Annotated in this window: 17 protein-coding genes; 13 read left to right on the top strand and 4 right to left on the bottom strand. The window is 61.3% G+C overall.

The features are described 5' to 3' along the window. Positions 1 to 219 precede the first annotated feature (219 nt). The 4 genes from RHE_RS20345 (at position 220) to RHE_RS20330 (ending at position 2,719) form a co-directional block, all read left to right on the top strand. The gene (locus RHE_RS20345; protein ID WP_042119094.1) at positions 220 to 729 is read left to right on the top strand and encodes a prolyl-tRNA synthetase associated domain-containing protein; all 510 of its coding nucleotides are present in this window, start codon (positions 220 to 222) and stop codon (positions 727 to 729) included. 56 nt (positions 730 to 785) lie between these two features. Next, positions 786 to 1,760, top strand: coding sequence for a thioredoxin (gene trxA / locus RHE_RS20340; RefSeq protein WP_011427168.1), 975 nt, complete (start codon positions 786 to 788; stop codon positions 1,758 to 1,760). Between the two features lie 74 nt (positions 1,761 to 1,834). Continuing rightward, positions 1,835 to 2,521, top strand: a complete 687-nt coding sequence (locus RHE_RS20335; RefSeq protein WP_011427167.1) for an LON peptidase substrate-binding domain-containing protein — start codon at positions 1,835 to 1,837, stop codon at positions 2,519 to 2,521. Positions 2,522 to 2,530: 9 nt separating this feature from the next. Next, positions 2,531 to 2,719: a Trm112 family protein gene (locus tag RHE_RS20330; protein WP_003567459.1), complete on the top strand. Its 189-nt coding sequence runs from the start codon at positions 2,531 to 2,533 to the stop codon at positions 2,717 to 2,719. A 15-nt stretch (positions 2,720 to 2,734) separates the two neighbouring features. On the opposite strand, the gene RHE_RS20325 is transcribed toward RHE_RS20330, so the two are convergent. Continuing rightward, positions 2,735 to 3,949: a ubiquinone biosynthesis hydroxylase gene (locus tag RHE_RS20325; RefSeq protein WP_011427166.1), complete on the bottom strand. Its 1,215-nt coding sequence runs from the start codon at positions 3,947 to 3,949 to the stop codon at positions 2,735 to 2,737. Positions 3,950 to 4,033: 84 nt separating this feature from the next. Here RHE_RS20325 and tesB point away from each other — a divergent pair, with 84 nt between their 5' ends. The 6 genes from tesB to RHE_RS20295 all read left to right on the top strand — a co-directional run bounded on the left by tesB (position 4,034) and on the right by RHE_RS20295 (position 11,581). Further along, positions 4,034 to 4,918 (top strand): acyl-CoA thioesterase II, encoded by an 885-nt coding sequence (gene tesB / locus RHE_RS20320; RefSeq protein ID WP_011427165.1) that lies wholly within the window; start codon positions 4,034 to 4,036, stop codon positions 4,916 to 4,918. Positions 4,919 to 5,128: 210 nt separating this feature from the next. After that, entirely contained in the window at positions 5,129 to 5,479 is a 351-nt protein-coding gene (locus RHE_RS20315; protein ID WP_003543684.1) for a P-II family nitrogen regulator, read from the top strand. 27 nt (positions 5,480 to 5,506) lie between these two features. Continuing rightward, positions 5,507 to 6,934, top strand: coding sequence for an ammonium transporter (locus tag RHE_RS20310; protein WP_011427164.1), 1,428 nt, complete (start codon positions 5,507 to 5,509; stop codon positions 6,932 to 6,934). Between the two features lie 248 nt (positions 6,935 to 7,182). Beyond that, positions 7,183 to 9,867, top strand: a complete 2,685-nt coding sequence (locus tag RHE_RS20305; protein ID WP_011427163.1) for an FtsK/SpoIIIE family DNA translocase — start codon at positions 7,183 to 7,185, stop codon at positions 9,865 to 9,867. A 139-nt stretch (positions 9,868 to 10,006) separates the two neighbouring features. After that, positions 10,007 to 10,675, top strand: a complete 669-nt coding sequence (locus RHE_RS20300; RefSeq protein WP_011427162.1) for an outer membrane lipoprotein carrier protein LolA — start codon at positions 10,007 to 10,009, stop codon at positions 10,673 to 10,675. Positions 10,676 to 10,777: 102 nt separating this feature from the next. Continuing rightward, positions 10,778 to 11,581, top strand: a complete 804-nt coding sequence (locus RHE_RS20295; protein ID WP_011427161.1) for an exodeoxyribonuclease III — start codon at positions 10,778 to 10,780, stop codon at positions 11,579 to 11,581. Positions 11,582 to 11,587: 6 nt separating this feature from the next. Here RHE_RS20295 and RHE_RS20290 read toward each other — a convergent pair whose 3' ends face one another. Both RHE_RS20290 and RHE_RS20285 read right to left on the bottom strand, forming a co-directional pair. Continuing rightward, positions 11,588 to 12,043 (bottom strand): cyclic nucleotide-binding domain-containing protein, encoded by a 456-nt coding sequence (locus tag RHE_RS20290; RefSeq protein ID WP_011427160.1) that lies wholly within the window; start codon positions 12,041 to 12,043, stop codon positions 11,588 to 11,590. 138 nt (positions 12,044 to 12,181) lie between these two features. Beyond that, positions 12,182 to 12,865 carry a response regulator transcription factor gene (locus RHE_RS20285; protein ID WP_011427159.1) on the bottom strand — a complete coding sequence of 228 codons (684 nt, stop codon included), beginning with the start codon at positions 12,863 to 12,865 and terminating at the stop codon, positions 12,182 to 12,184. Positions 12,866 to 13,033: 168 nt separating this feature from the next. Between RHE_RS20285 and RHE_RS20280 the strand changes: the two genes are divergently transcribed. Then, positions 13,034 to 13,555 (top strand): L,D-transpeptidase family protein, encoded by a 522-nt coding sequence (locus RHE_RS20280; protein WP_011427158.1) that lies wholly within the window; start codon positions 13,034 to 13,036, stop codon positions 13,553 to 13,555. Between the two features lie 131 nt (positions 13,556 to 13,686). Then, entirely contained in the window at positions 13,687 to 14,517 is an 831-nt protein-coding gene (locus RHE_RS20275) for an aldo/keto reductase (protein WP_042119090.1), read from the top strand. A gap of 106 nt (positions 14,518 to 14,623) precedes the next feature. Here the strand turns inward: RHE_RS20275 and leuC are convergent, their stop codons facing one another. Then, positions 14,624 to 16,033 (bottom strand): 3-isopropylmalate dehydratase large subunit, encoded by a 1,410-nt coding sequence (gene leuC / locus RHE_RS20270; protein WP_011427156.1) that lies wholly within the window; start codon positions 16,031 to 16,033, stop codon positions 14,624 to 14,626. On the opposite strand from leuC, the gene RHE_RS33715 reads away from it, so the two are divergent. Next, a complete protein-coding gene (locus RHE_RS33715; protein WP_166486885.1) occupies positions 16,032 to 16,247 on the top strand; it encodes a hypothetical protein in 216 nt (71 codons plus the stop codon). The two genes, leuC and RHE_RS33715, sit on opposite strands and share 2 nt — an antisense overlap. The last annotated feature ends 16 nt before the right edge of the window (positions 16,248 to 16,263 follow it).

Below are 16,263 nucleotides of genomic sequence, written 5' to 3'. Positions count from 1 at the left end.
TGGGCGCCGCCTCGTGGCGACGGGCGCTATATGGCCTAACGGATTTTCAAATGCAACAGGGAAATGACGGAGAAGCGAAGAAAAATTTCGGTGTTCGCAGAAGCGGCGCGGAAAGGCCGCAAAACGGGGGCAGAGCGTCGGTTGCGAAGATTGCCAAACATTGTGGACGGACTTAATCAGGACGCCTCGACTTTCCCTTACGCGCCGATGGATCGCCCAATGCCCGAAAATGCCCCCAAGACAAAAGAAGAATTGTTCGCCTTCCTCGACGGACTAGGGATCGCTTACAAGACGGTCGATCACGCGCCGGTCTTTACCGTGGCCGAATCGGTTGCGCTGCGCGACGAGATCCCCGGCGGCCACACCAAGAATCTCTTTATCAAGGACAAGAAGGACAGGTATTTTCTGCTGACCGTGGAGGAGAATGCCGAGGTCGACCTCAAGCAGGTTCACACAATCATCGGCGGCTCCGGCCGGGTTTCCTTCGGCAGGGCTGAGAAGCTCATGGAGTATCTCGGTGTCATTCCGGGCGCGGTCACCGCCTTCGGCGCGATCAACGATAGCGAAGCAAAGGTCACCTTCGTGCTCGATGCCGATCTGATGGAAGAGAAGATCGTCAACTGCCATCCGCTCACCAACGATGCGACGACATCGATTGCGAGCGGCGACCTCATTCGTTTCATGGAAGCGACGGGACATAAGCCGCTTGTCTTGAAAGTGACGTCCTGACATACGATTTTAGCGCTACAATGATGCCGGCAGGTTCGGCGCGGCGGGAGATACCTATGAGCGGCAGCAACAACCCCTATAACGGTTCCTTCGGAAATCAGATGTCGGCAACGGCGAGCTTCGGCGCTCAGCCTGAACCGGCGGCTGCGGCCGGCAGCTACATTACCGACACGACGACTGCAAATTTCGGCAAGGACGTTATCGAGGCGTCGCGCAATCAGCCGGTGCTGGTCGATTTCTGGGCGCCCTGGTGCGGTCCCTGCAAGCAACTGACGCCAGTCCTGGAGAAGGTGGTCAACGAGGCCAAGGGCCGCGTTCGGCTGGTCAAGATGAACATCGACGACCATCCCTCGATCGCCGGCCAGCTCGGAATCCAATCAATTCCTGCCGTCATTGCCTTCGTCAATGGCCGTCCGGCCGACGGCTTCATGGGCGCGGTGCCGGAGACCCAGATTCGCCAGTTCATCGACCGGATCGCCGGTCCGGCCGGCGCAGACGAGGCGGCCGAGATCGAGGCGGTGCTGACGGAAGCGACAGAGATGCTCGCCGCCGGCAATATCAACGAGGCCGCACAGCTTTACGGCGCCGTCATGCAGGCCGACCCCGAGAATGCCAAGGCGCTTGCCGGAATGGCTGAATGCATGATCGCCGCAGACCAGCATCAGCGGGCGCGCGAGACGCTGACTGATCTGCCGGAGGAGCTTGCGAAGGACGCCGGCATTCAGGCGGTGCTGAAGAAGCTCGATCAGATCGAGGAGGCGCGCAAGCTCGGCGATCCCGTTGCGCTCGAGCGGGAGCTGGCGACGAATCCCGATCATCACGAGGCGCGGCTGAAGCTCGCCAAAATCCTCAATGTCGAAGGCCGGCGCGAGGAAGCCGCCGAACATCTGCTTTTGATCATGCGCAAGGATCGCGGTTTCGACGATGACGGCGCCCGCCGGCAACTGCTGCAGTTCTTCGAGGTCTGGGGTTTCAAGGATCCGGCGACGGTTGCCGCCCGGCGCAAGCTTTCGGCGATGCTGTTCTCTTAAGATGAATATTCGCCCTTGCGTTTTCGGGCGAGGGCACCACATTCTCGTCAGGACGGGCATGCCCGTCCACCAGAATGCGGGACGGTTTCATGCAAGTCGGTAATGCCAGATACCTGAAGCCGGGCGATCTGCCTGATGCAATCGCCGTCTTCCCCCTGACCGGGGCCCTCCTCCTGCCCGCCGGGCAGCTTCCCCTCAATATCTTCGAGCCGCGTTATCTGGCGATGCTGGATGCAGCACTTGCCGGAAACCGGCTGATCGGCATGGTCCAGCCGGCACTCGGCGAACATGAGGACAAGGGCGGCGAGCACACTCTTGCCGCCGTCGGTTGCCTCGGTCGCATCACCTCCTTTGCCGAGACCGGCGACGGGCGCTATATCGTGTCGCTGACCGGCGTCTGCCGCTTCCGGCTGCTGGAGGAGAAGGTGACCAGCGATCCCTTCCGCACCTTCCGCATCGCGCCCTTCATTGCCGATCTCTCGGCTGAGAACGAAGAGGAGGCAGTCGACCGCACGTCGCTGCTGACCGCCTTCAAGGCCTATCTCGATGCCAATAAGCTGGAGGCCGACTGGGAGAGCGTCGAGCGGGCCAGCAACCTGACGCTCGTCAATTCACTTGCCATGATGTCGCCGTTCGGGCCGGCTGAAAAGCAGGCGCTCCTGGAGGCGCCGGACCTGAAGACACGGGCCGAGACGCTGATCGCCATTACCGAAATCGTGCTGGCGCGGGTCTTCGGTGACTCCGATACGGTTCTGCAGTAGACTGCGGCTATGGACGAAAAACTGAGCCGCGTCGATCCGAAACTGCTGGAACTCCTGGTCTGTCCGCTCTCCAAGGGCCGGCTTTCCTATGATCGCGAACATAATGAACTCGTCTCGGAAAAGGCGCAGCTTGCCTATCCGATCCGCGACGGCATTCCGATCATGCTGGTGTCCGAGGCCCGCCGGCTCGACGAATAGGCTCTCCGAATTCGGCTAAATCGTCTGGCCGGCGAGCAGCCGAGGATTATCCCTTGCCGCTGTTCCGGCCGCCTGGCTGATGAAGAAGGATTTGAGGCGCGGCAGCCGGTCGACGATGCCGAGACCGACATCGCGGGCGATACGGATCGGCATTGCGTCGTTGGAGAAGAGCCGGTTCAGCACGTCGGTCGTCACCCCCATACGGAAGGTGTCGAAGCGTCGCCAGGTCTGGTAGCGCTCGAGGATGTTTATCGAGCCGATGTCGAGGCCGAGGCGGTCGGCCTCGACGATCGTTTCGGCGAGCGCTGCCACGTCCTTGAAGCCGAGATTGAGGCCCTGTCCTGAAATCGGGTGGATACCGTGCGCTGCGTCGCCGGCCAGCGCCAAACGCGGAGCAACGAAGGAGCGGGCAAGTGTCAGGCCGAGCGGGAAGGCGCGTTTGTCGCCGATGACCTTCAGCGCCCCGAGCTTGTGGCCGAAGCGGCGTTCCAGTTCCTCCTCGAAGATCAGATCGTCGGCGGCAACCAGCCTGTCGGCATCATGCGTGCGTTCCGTCCAGACGAGCGAGGAGCGGTTGTTTCTGAGCGGCAGGATGGCAAACGGGCCGGCCGGCAGAAAATGCTCCTCGGCACAGCCGTCATGCGGCCGCTCATGTTCGACGGTCGCGACAATGCCGGACTGGCCGTAGTCCCAGGTGACGGTCCTGATGCCGGCGAGATCGCGCAGTCTCGAGCGCACGCCGTCGCAGGCAACCACCAGCCGGGATTCCAGGGTGCTGCCGTCCGAAAGCGTAACGCCGGCATGGCTGTCGTGGGTTTTGAGTTCCGTCGCGCCAAGTCCGTGGCGGATGTCGATGCCGAGCCGTTTGCAGACGCCGCGGAGTGCTGAGACCATGGCGACATTCGGAATCATGTGAGCGAAAGGCCGGCCTTCGGCCACTTCGCCGTCGAAGGTCAGGAAAACCGGGCGGACCGGATCGGATGTCCGGGAGTCGGTCACGATCATCTTGGTGATCGGCTGAGCTTCCGGCTCGATCTCGGCCCAGATGCCGAAGATTTCGAGCATCTTTGCGGCGGCAGCGATGACGGCGGAAGCGCGCTCATCGTTTTTCCAGACATGCTCGGGTGCGGCCTCGACCACCGAGACTTTCAGATGCGGTGCTGCCTGCTTGACCGCAACGGCAGCGGAAAGGCCGACATAGCCCCCGCCCACAACCAGCATATCAAGCATCACGCCGCTCCCGTACCTTGCGCCTCAGATGTGATCTATATAGATCATCGCCCCTTCACTTCCTACCGCCGGGAGGCATACAAAATGACGCGCGAAACAAACGGACCGTCGGCGATGGAGAGGCTGCTGGCGACGCTCGACCTGGAGCCGATCGAGGTTGATATCTTCCGCGGCCGCAGTCCGCAGGCCGGCTGGCAGCGGGTCTTCGGCGGCCAGGTAATCGGCCAGGCGCTGATGGCGGCGCAGCGCACCATCGAAGCCGAGCGCTTCGTCCATTCGCTGCACGCTTATTTCATGCGCCCCGGCGATCCCTCGGTGCCGATCATCTACCAGGTGGAGCGCATCCGAGACGGATCGAGCTTCAATACTCGGCGCGTCGTCGCGATCCAGCACGGCAAGGCGATCTTCGCGCTGTCGGCCTCTTTCCAGGTGGAGGAAGCGGGCTTCGACCACCAGATCGCCATGCCGGACGTGGCAATGCCCGAAGAGCTGCTCGGCGAGCAGCAGATCAAGCAGCAATATCTCGCGCACGCGCCGGAAGCGATCCGGAAATACTGGGAGCGCGAGCGGCCGATCGAGATCCGCCCCGTCTCGCTGACCCATTATTTTTCCGACAGGAAGCTCGACCCCCGGCAGGACGTCTGGGTACGCGCCACAGGGCAGGTTCCCGATGACCGGCTCTATCAGGCGGCGGTGCTTGCCTATCTCTCTGATATGACGCTGCTCGATACGTCGCTTTATGCGCATGGAACGTCCATCTTCGACCAGGGCCTGCAGGTGGCGAGTCTCGATCACTCCATGTGGTTCCACAGGCCCTGCAAGCTCGACGACTGGCTGCTCTATACGCAGGACAGCCCCTCGGCTTCGGGCGCCAGGGGGTTAACGCGCGGGAACCTGTTCACGCGAACAGGTGTGCTGATCGCCTCCGTCGCGCAAGAAGGATTGATTCGGAAAAAGGCAAATGAATAAATAACAGGCATATTTGCAAATTTGCGCATTATTTGTGCGCTTATTGCTCGGTCAATTGCCTGTTTATTGGCATCCCTAATTATAACATTTATTTTTCAATAAGTTAACTTCGGCTTCGAATCTGGCACGTCCTTTGAATGTATATCGCCGGTCGCTGTTCAGGAACGTCAGCGGCAAGGAGAGTCGGCTCCGCGCCGAGGATAACGAAGGATGGGAAACCAGATGAAAATTGTGATGGCTATTATCAAGCCGTTCAAGCTCGATGAGGTCCGCGAAGCCCTTACGGCGATCGGCATTCAGGGCCTGACTGTAACCGAAGTGAAGGGCTACGGGCGCCAGAAGGGACATACTGAAATCTATCGCGGCACCGAATATGCGGTCAGCTTCCTGCCGAAGCTCAAGATCGAAATCGCGGTTGCATCGGAACTTGTCGACAGGGCGGTCGAAGCCATCGCGGCGTCTGCCAAAACCGGCCAGATCGGTGACGGCAAGATTTTCGTCTATTCGATCGACCATGCCGTGCGCATCCGTACGGGCGAAACCGATTCAGAAGCGCTGTAAGAACGGCAGATCAAGGAGCCTTTTCCAATGTCAATCTCGAAGTTTTCTTCCACCTTTGCGCGGGTCGGCGCAGCATTGGCCGCGCTTCTTGCGCCGGCCGTCGCTTTTGCGCAGGAGACCGCTGCGCCAGCCGCTGCTGCCGCTGCTCCTGCTTTCACCATGGACAAGGGTGACAATACCTGGATGCTCGTCTCCTCGGCGCTCGTCCTGCTGATGACCATCCCCGGCCTTGCGCTTTTCTACGGCGGTCTCGTGCGCGCCAAAAACATGCTCTCCGTGCTGATGCAGGTGTTCATGATCACGGCCGTCGTGTCGCTGATCTGGGTGACCTACGGCTATTCGCTCGCCTTTACCGACGGGGGCTCGCTGAACAGCTTCATCGGCGGCTTCTCCAAAGCTTTCCTTGCCGGCGTCAACACATCGTCGCTCGCCGAGACATTCTCGAAGGGCGTCGCCATTCCGGAATACACCTTCATCGTCTTCCAGATGACCTTCGCCTGCATCACGCCCGGCCTGATCGTCGGCGCCTTCGCCGAACGCGTGAAGTTCTCGGCCGTCATGCTCTTCGTCGTCCTGTGGGTCACCTTCATCTACTTCCCGATGGCGCACATGGTCTGGTTCTGGGGCGGCCCGAGCTCCTACAGCGCGCCGGCCGGCCTGATCTTCTCTTACGGGGCAATCGATTTTGCCGGCGGCACGGTCGTTCACATCAATGCCGGTATCGCCGGCCTTGTCGGCGCCATCATGCTCGGCAAGCGCACGGGCTATAAGAAGGAAATCATGGCCCCGCATTCCATGACGCTGACCATGGTCGGTGCCTCGCTGCTCTGGGTCGGCTGGTTCGGCTTCAACGCTGGTTCCAACCTCGAAGCCAATGGCTACGCATCGCTTGCGATGATCAACACCTTCGTCGCGACGGCTGCCGCCGCCGTGTCCTGGTGCATCGTCGAAAGCCTGGCCCGTGGCAAGGCATCGATGCTGGGTGGTGCTTCCGGTGCTGTCGCCGGTCTCGTCGCCATCACGCCGGCGGCAGGTTTTGCCGGCCCGATGGGCTCGATCGTTCTCGGTCTCGTCGTCTCGCCGATCTGCTACTTCTTCGTCGACGTCGTGAAGAACAAGTTCAACTATGACGACAGCCTCGACGTCTTCGGCGTCCATTGCATCGGCGGCATCATCGGCGCTCTCGGCACCGGCATCCTCGTCAATCCGGCGCTGGGCGGTGCAGGCATCGTCGACTATTCGACGGCTGATTTCGCCGCTACCTATGCCGGAACGGCAACCCAGGTCCTGAACCAGGCGAAGGGCGTTCTCACGACCCTCCTGTGGTCGGGCATCGGTTCGGCGATCCTCTACAAGATCGTCGACGTCGTCATCGGCCTGCGCGTGAGCGTCGAAGCCGAGCGCGAAGGTCTCGACCTTTCGACCCACGGCGAAGCCGCCTACCACGCCTCCTGATCATAAAGTTTGCGGCGCCCGGCAGACGGGCGCCGCTTCACGGCCCGTCGCGGCCTATCTAACCATAAGCCGCATTTGGCCCGGACCTTCCAAGGTTCGGGCTTTTTTCTTTTCTGGGGCGGATGCGCCTCTCGGCACGCATGGTTAACATCGCTTTAACCCGGTTCTGGTTAGGTAGAGCGGACGCATTTTGGCATGGCGAAGCTTCGGTGATTCGCATGCCCTCAGGCAGTGGACGGGTTAGACACATGGCAAGAAGCACGTCGCCGGCGATAGATGGCCGTCCGGATCGGTTCTCCTTCTCGGCATTCATGCTGCGGCAGATCCAGGCGCTCATCGGCTTTGCGATCTTTCTGCTGCTGGCGTTCTGCGTCGCGGCGCTGGCGACCTGGAACGTCGCCGATCCGAGCTATTCCTACGCCACCGCCAACCTTCCGACGAATATCCTCGGCTACAGCGGCGCTGCCTTTGCGGATATCGTCATGCAGTTCCTCGGGCTTGCCAGCGTCGTGTCGATGCTGCCGATCGTCGCCTGGGCGCTGACGATGATCTCGGGCCGCAGCTTCAACCGCATTCCCGCCCGCATCGGCGCCTGGCTTGCCGGTTCGATTCTGTCTTCCGCCGTCATCGGCTGTTTCCCGCCGCCGCTCACCTGGCCGATCCCGAACGGCATCGGCGGCGTCGTCGGCGACATGATCCTGCGCTTTCCCGCACTCTTCGTCGGCGCTTATCCCACCGGCACCTTCGCCATGGCCGTTGGCTGCATTTTTGCTGTGCCGACCGCGTGGATGATGCTCTTCGCGTCAGGCCTCGTCGGCCGCAGTGACGCCGATGACGAAATCGAGGACGATTACGCCGAGACGATCAGCAAGGCGCGGGTGGTCGGAGACGAAGACGAGGACGAGGACGAATCGCGCTGGGTTGCGTTCAGCGGCGCCATGACGCATGCTTGGTTCATGAGCCAGGGCCGGCTGCGCCGGCTCTTCGGCATGGGACCGCGCCAGCGACGCCAGGGCGATTTCGAGTCGCCTTATGATTTCAACGACGATGAATTCGGCACGCTGAACGAACCGGTTCGCGCCAAAGCGCCGGCCGTCCGCGGCGAGCGCCTGGAGCCATCGATGGAGCCGTCAATGGCGGCAAGGGCGGCTTCGCCGCGGCGCGTCGTCGCTGCGCCGTCGCTTTCCATCGATGACGAGGATGAGGACGACGATCCGCCTTTCGATGCCGACATGCCGCCGCGTCCGGCCGACATTCTGCCCGACGACGATGACGACGACTGGATGATCCGTGCGCCGGCAAAAGCCACCGCCAAGCCGGAGCCTCGCGTTATCCCGGCGATTGCGCGTCCGAAGCCCGGTGCCCGTGTCGAGCGGGAAGCGCAGGGCTCGTTCATTCGTCCCGAGGGTTTCCAGCTTCCCTCGATGCACTTGCTCGCCGAGCCACGGAACGTGGTGCGCGATTCAACACTGTCGGCCGATGCGTTGGAGCAGAATGCCCGGATGCTCGAGGGTGTGCTGGAGGATTTCGGCGTCAAGGGTGAAATCATTCATGTCCGCCCGGGCCCCGTCGTCACGCTGTACGAACTGGAGCCGGCGCCCGGCATCAAATCGTCGCGCGTCATCGGCCTGGCCGACGATATCGCCCGCTCGATGAGCGCCATTGCCGCCCGCGTCGCCGTGGTGCCGGGCCGCAATGCGATCGGTATCGAACTGCCGAACCAAACGCGCGAGACCGTCTTTCTCCGCGAATTGATCGCGTCGCGGGATTTCGACGGCAGCAAGGCCAAGCTTGCCATGGCGCTCGGCAAGACGATCGGCGGCGAAGCCGTCATCGCCGACCTTGCCAAGATGCCGCATCTGCTCGTCGCCGGCACTACCGGTTCAGGCAAATCGGTCGCCATCAATACGATGATCTTGTCGCTGCTCTATCGCATGACGCCGGAACAGTGCCGGCTGATCATGATCGACCCGAAGATGCTCGAACTCTCCGTCTATGACGGAATTCCGCATCTGCTTTCGCCTGTTGTCACCGATCCGAAGAAGGCCGTCGTCGCGCTCAAATGGACCGTGCGCGAGATGGAAGAGCGCTACAAGAAGATGTCGAAGATCGGCGTGCGCAACATCGACGGCTTCAACACGCGCGTTGAACAGGCGCTGTCGAAGGGCGAGGTGATCTCGCGCACCGTGCAGACCGGCTTCGACCGCCATACCGGCGAAGCCATGTACGAGACCGAGGAATTCGACCTCAAGCCGATGCCCTATATCGTCGTCATCATCGACGAGATGGCCGATCTGATGATGGTCGCCGGCAAGGACATCGAAGGCGCGGTCCAGCGCCTGGCGCAGATGGCACGTGCGGCCGGCATCCACGTGATCATGGCGACGCAGCGTCCGTCGGTCGACGTCATCACCGGCACGATCAAGGCGAATTTCCCGACCCGCATCTCCTTCCAGGTCACCTCGAAGATCGACAGCCGCACCATCCTCGGCGAACAGGGCGCCGAACAGCTGCTCGGAATGGGCGACATGCTCTACATGGCGGGTGGCGGGCGTATCCAGCGCGTCCACGGCCCGTTCGTTTCGGATGTCGAGGTGGAAGAGATCGTCTCCTACCTGAAGACGCAGGGCTCGCCGCAATATCTCGATGCGATCACCGCCGACGACGACGAGGATGGCGATTATGGCGGCGGCGGTCCGACCGGCACGTCGAATCTTTCGGATTCCGAAGATCCCTATGATCAGGCCGTCGCCATCGTGCTGCGCGACGGCAAGGCTTCGACCTCTTACGTCCAACGCCGGCTTGGCATCGGCTACAACCGCGCCGCCTCGCTAATCGAGCGCATGGAGAAGGAAGGCATCATCGGGCCGGCCAACCATGCCGGAAAACGAGAAATCCTCGTTCCGACCGAGGGCGACATCCTCGACCGCTGAGACAAGCGCCATATATTTCTGATGTGGCCGCTTTGGTGGAAACGCGGAAGCATCAACGCCGTTGCTTTTGGCGCGCCGACTGCAACGCCTTGAAGACGCCGCCTTTCAGCGGCATGCAGATCGCATAAAGGAGATTTAGATGCGTAACTCCGATTCCTTCCTCTCCGGCTTGGCGATGACGCGCCGCGATCTTCTCAGCGTTTTCACTGTCGCTGCGATGGCGAGCGCCGTCCCCTTGAGCGCCATCGCACAGGCGGCGGCACCCGCTTCCGGCACGGCGCAGGCAATCGCCGATCATTTCTCCGGCGTCACGACGATGCAGGGCGAATTCGTCCAGTTCGGTCCGCGCGGTGAGCAGACCGGCGGCAAGTTCTTCATCCAGCGTCCCGGCAAGCTGCGCTTCAACTATGACGATCCGTCGCCCATGCGGGTAATCGCCGACGGCAAGAATGTCGCCATCGGCAATACCAAGCTCAAGACCTGGGATCTCTATCCACTATCGAAGACTCCGCTCAGCCTGCTCCTGGCGCAGCATATCGACCTTTCGGCCGGCATGGTGAAGGGTGTGAAGGAGGAGTCGGACCTGACGACGATCGCGCTCGGCAACAATACGGTGTTCGGAAACTCGACGATCACCATGATGTTCGATCCGAAGACGTATGATCTGCGCCAGTGGACGATCACCGACAATCAGGGCAAGGATACGTCGGTGATGATCTTCAACGTCAAGACGGGTGTGCAGTTCGATGACCGCGTCTTCCGGGTGCCCTACGAGAGCATTCCGGGCACGGCAGCTTCACGCGACTGAGCCTTTTCGGTTGATCTCCTGACGCTTTTGCACGCGGCCAGGTTCCCTCCGGTCCGCCTTTGTTCTAAAGCCCTTTCATGAAAGCGTGAAAGGGCTTGCCGCATGGGCTTTTCGATCACCACCTGGAACATCAACTCGGTGCGGCTGCGCATGCCGATCGTCGAGCAATTCGTTCTCAAACACAGGCCTGACATTCTCTGCCTGCAGGAAACAAAGGTCCCGAACGAGCTTTTTCCGGCGGCACCTTTGCGGGCGATGGGCTACGATCATATCATCATCCACGGCCAGAAGGGTTATCACGGGGTCGCAATCGCCTCTCGCATTCCGCTGATGGAGGATCACCGGCAGGATTATTGCGGCGTCGGCGATGCCCGCCACATATCGGCGGTGTTCGAGCGCGGCAACCGCCGTGTCCGGCTGCACAATTTCTACGTTCCGGCCGGCGGCGACGAGCCGGATCGCACGATCAATCCGAAATTCGGCCACAAGCTCGATTTCATCGAGGAGATGAAGCTCCTGAAAGCCAATGGCGAGGCGAATACTTCGGCCATCCTGGTCGGTGACCTCAACATCGCGCCGCTGGAGCACGATGTATGGTCGCACAAGCAGCTGCTGAAGATCGTCAGCCATACGCCTGTAGAAACCGACGGGCTGCTGGAGGTGATGAAGCGCGGCGCCTGGCTCGATCTCATGCGCCAGCACGTGCCGGCAAGCGAGAAGCTTTATACGTGGTGGAGCTACCGCGCCAAGGACTGGCAGGCGGCCGATCGCGGCCGCCGGCTCGACCACATCTGGTCGTCATCGGATCTCGGGCCGCATCTCCAGCGGATCGAGATCTTGAAGGAGGCGCGCGGCTGGGACCGGCCGTCGGACCATGTGCCGGTAACGGCGCATTTCGATTTCTGACGGCGATCAGCTGAAGCGGTGAAATTGGCTTGCCGCCTTGGCTGCAAGCTCGGCGAGGTTGTCGCGGATGCGGTTTTCGATCAGACGGGCCGCATCGGGATATTCCTCGAGCAGCCGATGGAAGAGGGCGCGGGTAATGCGGATGATGCTGGTGTCCTCGCGCGCGATCGCCGTGAATTTGCGCTCCACCAGGGTGACCAGCGCCAGCTCCGAAATCAGGGTTCCCGGTCCGGCAACCGCCTCCGCGCGCTGCATGCCGTCGCTGCTCGTCGTGCTGAGTTCCAGGCTGCCGCTCAAGACGACATAGGCGCTCTCGGCCGGCGAGCCTTGGCGGAACAGCATCTGGCCCGCGGCGATCATGCGCCGGTCGGCGCCGAAGGCGATCAGCCGCAGTTGGTCCTCGCTCATATCCTTGAACAGCGGAAGCTGGGAAAGCAGATGAATGTCGTCGGTCAGCGCCATGCCGGCTTTTTCGCCCTAGATCAATTCCAGCAAAAATGCCTGGCGTCTTTGCCAGGCAAAGCGTGAAACGCTTTTGCCGGGAATTGCGTGGAAACAAGAGATAGAACATCTCCGTGATCTGGAGAAAACGGAAATGCTCTAGGGTATGATCTTGTAGCCGCCGTTTTCCGTCACCAGAATTTCGGCGTTGGAGGGATCCCGCTCAATCTTCTGGCGCAGCCGGTAGACATGGGTTTCCAGCGTGTGCGTCGTCACGCCTGAGTTATAGCCCCAGACCTCTTCAAGAAGCACGTCGCGAGTGACGACCTTCTGTTCGGCGCGGTAGAGATAGCGGATGATCGCCGCCTCCTTTTCCGTCAGGCGGATCTTCTGGCCGTTGTCGGTGGTCAGCAGCTTCTGGCTCGGCTTGAAGAGGTAGGGGCCGACGGTAAAGGTCGCGTCTTCGCTCTGCTCGTGCTGGCGCAATTGCACGCGGATGCGCGCGAGCAGCACAGCGAAGCGGAAGGGCTTGGTGACGTAGTCGTTGGCGCCGGCTTCGAGGCCGAGGATCGTGTCCGAATCGGTATCGTGGCCGGTCAGCATGATGATCGGCGCCTTGAAGCCGCCCTTGCGCAGGAGCTTCACCGCTTCGCGGCCATCCATATCGGGCAGGCCGACATCCATGATCAAGAGGTCGACCGGCGTCGAACGGGCGGTCGCAACACCTTTGCCGGCGTTGGCTTCCTGCAGAACCGTGAATTCCTCATAAAGCGACAATTGCTCCGTCAGGGTCTGACGAAGGTCCTCGTCGTCATCCACCAGAAGAATGGTGCGTGCGGTCATGCCATTGCGTCCTCAAAGTTAAGTCCCCTAGTCCTACGCCAAATTGCAGCTTTGGCAAGGATCGGCCGGCGGGGCTGTTGCCGCGCAGCTTTTCATATGATTTCAATCAAGGCCTCAGGCAATGCAAGACATGCGAGAAAAATGGAAAAAGCAAGGCGGAGCCGGGGCATGCTGCCATCGACAATCGTGGTGCGCGCCGCTCCAGGGCGCAAGAGCCGCGCCATCGTCCGACTCGGCGCAATCATCATCCCTGCCGCGATCGGCCGTTCGGGCCGTACCATCCTCAAACGCGAGGGTGACGGCGCCACGCCGATCGCTGCGATGCGGCTGATTTCCGGTTTCCGGCGCGGTGAACGGAACGGCCAACTCATCACCTCGCTTCCCGTTCGCCGCATCCGCGCAGACATGCTCTGGTGCGACCAGCCCGGCAATGCCAACTACAACCGGCTCGTGCGCGCGCCATTCGGCGCAAGTCATGAGGAGATGCGGCGCAGCGACGGCCTCTACGATATCTGCCTGGTGATGGACTGGAACATTTCCTCGCGGGCGCGCCATCGCGGTTCGGCGATCTTCTTCCATCTCATCAAGCCGGGCTACGAGCCGACGGCCGGCTGCGTCGCTGTAAGTCTGCGTGACATGCGCCGCCTTCTGCCTCACCTTCGAAAGGGGACGATTGTCCGAGTCCTCTGATTGTCTTCAGGATGCCGCCACCTATATGGTTCCGGTGACCGGACGCTCCGGCTGAAATGCGTTCCGGGACGTCCGCAGGTGCGGGCGCAATTCATGCCTCGTCCAATTCTTCAAGCTCCCGGAGATATATTGTGACCGCACAACCCATCATCACTTTCCATGACGGACATTCCATTCCCCAGGTCGGTCTCGGTGTCTGGCAGACGCCGCAGGAGATTGCCGCGCCGACAGTACGCACTGCCATTGCCGCCGGCTATCGGCATATCGATACGGCTTCTGGTTACGACAATGAAGAGGGTGTCGGCGAAGGTATCCGCTCGTCCGGCCTCGACCGCAAGGATATCTTCGTCACCACCAAGCTCAGGAATACCGACCAGGGCTACGACAATGCGTTGCGCGCCTTCGACGGCAGCCTCAAGAAGCTTGGCTCCGACTATGTCGACCTCTATCTCATTCACTGGCCGTCGCCGCATCGCGGCCTCTACACCGAGACCTGGAAGGCATTCGTGCGCATCCGCGAAGAGGGCCGCGCCCGCTCGATCGGCGTATCGAATTTCTATCCCGAACATCTCGAGCGCATCATCGGCGAGACCGGCGTCGTTCCGGTCATCAATCAGATCGAGCTGCACCCCGACTTCCAGCAGAGGGCGGCCCAGGAAGCTCACAAGAAACTTGATATCATCACCGAATCCTGGAGCCCGCTTGGCCAGGGCAAATTCATCTCGAACGAGGTCATTGGGGCGATCGCCAACAAGCATCGGAAGACGCCGGCCCAGGTTATCATCCGCTGGCATATCGATACCGGCCTCGTCGTCATCCCGAAATCGGTCACGCCATCGCGCATCGAAGAGAACTTCCAGGTGTTCGATTTCAAGCTCGATGCCGACGACATGGCGGCGATCGCCAAGCTCGACACTGCCGGCGCCCGCATGGGGCCGGATCCAATGACAGCGGCTTTCTGATTGCCGTTGCTCAATAGCGTCGATCGGCTGTCGGCACTCCAATATAGAAACCGCCCGTTGCGCTGAGACGCATCGGACGGCTTTATCTTTCATTCCGCCGGAAGGGTCAGTTCCATTCGCGGATATCGACGAAGTGTCCGGCGATCGCGGCGGCGGCGGCCATGGTCGGCGACACGAGATGCGTGCGGCCCTTGAATCCCTGACGGCCTTCGAAATTGCGGTTCGAGGTTGAGGCGCAACGCTCGCCCGGCTTCAGGCGGTCGTCGTTCATGGCAAGGCACATGGAGCAGCCCGGCTCGCGCCAGTCGAAGCCGGCGGCCTTGAAGATCTTGTCGAGGCCTTCGGCTTCCGCCTGTTCCTTGACGAGGCCGGAGCCCGGAACGATCATCGCGTTGACAGTCGAGGCGACGGTCTTGCCCTCGACGACCTTGGCAGCGGCGCGCAGGTCTTCGATGCGGCCGTTGGTGCAGGAGCCGATGAAGACGCGATCGACAGCGATGTCGGTCATCTTCGTGCCCGGCTTCAGGCCCATATAATCAAGCGCACGCCACTTGGAGGCACGCTTCGTTTCGTCCTGGATTTCATCCGGATTCGGTACGATGCCCTGAACCGAGACGACGTCCTCAGGCGAGGAGCCCCAGGAGACGATCGGCGGCAGCTCGGCGGCGTTCAGTTTGACGATACGGTCGAAATGAGCGCCTTCGTCTGATTTCAGCGTCTTCCAGTAAGCGATCGCCTGTTCCAGCGCTTCGCCCTTCGGCGCGCGCGGCTTGCCCTTGATATATTCGAAGGTGATTTCGTCAGGGGCAATGAGGCCGGCACGGGCGCCGCCTTCGATTGACATGTTGCAGATCGTCATACGGCCCTCCATCGAAAGCGAACGGATCGCTTCGCCGGCATATTCGATGACGTAGCCGGTGCCGCCTGCGGTGCCGATCTCACCGATGATGGCCAGAACGATATCCTTGGCGGTGACGCCTGCCGGCAACTGGCCGTCGACCTGCACCAGCATGTTCTTGGCCTTCTTCTGGATCAGCGTCTGGGTGGCGAGCACGTGCTCGACCTCCGACGTGCCGATGCCGTGGGCGAGCGAGCCGAAGGCGCCATGGGTGGAGGTGTGGCTGTCGCCGCAGACGATCGTCATGCCCGGCAGGGTGAAGCCCTGTTCCGGCCCGATGATGTGGACGATGCCCTGGCGCTTATCGTTCTCGGAATAATATTCGACGTTGAACTCGGCAGCGTTCTTGGCGAGTTGCTCGACCTGGATGCGGCTTTCCTCGTTCTTGATGCCGAGATGACGATCCGGCGACGTCGGAACGTTGTGGTCGACGACGGCGAGCGTCTTTTCCGGCGCGCGAACCTTGCGGCCGCTCATGCGCAGTCCTTCGAAAGCCTGCGGCGAGGTGACTTCGTGGACCAGATGGCGGTCGATGTAGAGAAGACAGGTTCCGTCGGCCTGTTCGTCGACCAGATGGTCGTCCCAGATCTTGTCGTAGAGGGTGCGCGGTGCGCTCATGGCGGTAAGTCCGTTTTTGAAAGCTTTGGAAAATCGGAAAAAAGCGGATCAGGCTCCGCCGGCCGTCATTCGATCAACGAAGTCGGCTGTTGAGCGCACCGGAGACGCATGCGAAAAACCGCGCCGGCAGGCGATAATGATCCTGCAGCACGAAAATATGCGCGCCAGTGCATCTGAACTTGGATTCCATGGCGCTGGATATAGCGATTTTTGATCGAAACGGCAATTCG

The sequence above is a fragment of the Rhizobium etli CFN 42 genome, assembly GCF_000092045.1.
Lineage (GTDB): Bacteria > Pseudomonadota > Alphaproteobacteria > Rhizobiales > Rhizobiaceae > Rhizobium > Rhizobium etli.
This window is presented reverse-complemented; position numbering and strand designations above follow the sequence as displayed.

What these genes read in the sequence shown, in the direction of transcription:
- RHE_RS20315 (WP_003543684.1), top strand. Translation starts at nt 5,129, where the DNA reads ATGGGAAACCAGATGAAAATTGTGATGGCTATTATCAAGCCGTTCAAG.
- RHE_RS20300 (WP_011427162.1), top strand. Translation starts at nt 10,007, where the DNA reads ATGCGTAACTCCGATTCCTTCCTCTCCGGCTTGGCGATGACGCGCCGC.
- RHE_RS20295 (WP_011427161.1), top strand. Translation starts at nt 10,778, where the DNA reads ATGGGCTTTTCGATCACCACCTGGAACATCAACTCGGTGCGGCTGCGC.
- RHE_RS20325 (WP_011427166.1), bottom strand. Translation starts at nt 3,949, where the DNA reads ATGCTTGATATGCTGGTTGTGGGCGGGGGCTATGTCGGCCTTTCCGCT.
- RHE_RS20335 (WP_011427167.1), top strand. Translation starts at nt 1,835, where the DNA reads ATGCGGGACGGTTTCATGCAAGTCGGTAATGCCAGATACCTGAAGCCG.
- leuC (WP_011427156.1), bottom strand. Translation starts at nt 16,033, where the DNA reads ATGAGCGCACCGCGCACCCTCTACGACAAGATCTGGGACGACCATCTG.
- RHE_RS20330 (WP_003567459.1), top strand. Translation starts at nt 2,531, where the DNA reads ATGGACGAAAAACTGAGCCGCGTCGATCCGAAACTGCTGGAACTCCTG.
- RHE_RS20310 (WP_011427164.1), top strand. Translation starts at nt 5,507, where the DNA reads ATGTCAATCTCGAAGTTTTCTTCCACCTTTGCGCGGGTCGGCGCAGCA.
- RHE_RS20285 (WP_011427159.1), bottom strand. Translation starts at nt 12,865, where the DNA reads ATGACCGCACGCACCATTCTTCTGGTGGATGACGACGAGGACCTTCGT.
- RHE_RS20290 (WP_011427160.1), bottom strand. Translation starts at nt 12,043, where the DNA reads ATGGCGCTGACCGACGACATTCATCTGCTTTCCCAGCTTCCGCTGTTC.
- RHE_RS20305 (WP_011427163.1), top strand. Translation starts at nt 7,183, where the DNA reads ATGGCAAGAAGCACGTCGCCGGCGATAGATGGCCGTCCGGATCGGTTC.
- RHE_RS20345 (WP_042119094.1), top strand. Translation starts at nt 220, where the DNA reads ATGCCCGAAAATGCCCCCAAGACAAAAGAAGAATTGTTCGCCTTCCTC.
- RHE_RS33715 (WP_166486885.1), top strand. Translation starts at nt 16,032, where the DNA reads ATGGCGGTAAGTCCGTTTTTGAAAGCTTTGGAAAATCGGAAAAAAGCG.
- RHE_RS20280 (WP_011427158.1), top strand. Translation starts at nt 13,034, where the DNA reads ATGCTGCCATCGACAATCGTGGTGCGCGCCGCTCCAGGGCGCAAGAGC.
- tesB (WP_011427165.1), top strand. Translation starts at nt 4,034, where the DNA reads ATGACGCGCGAAACAAACGGACCGTCGGCGATGGAGAGGCTGCTGGCG.
- trxA (WP_011427168.1), top strand. Translation starts at nt 786, where the DNA reads ATGAGCGGCAGCAACAACCCCTATAACGGTTCCTTCGGAAATCAGATG.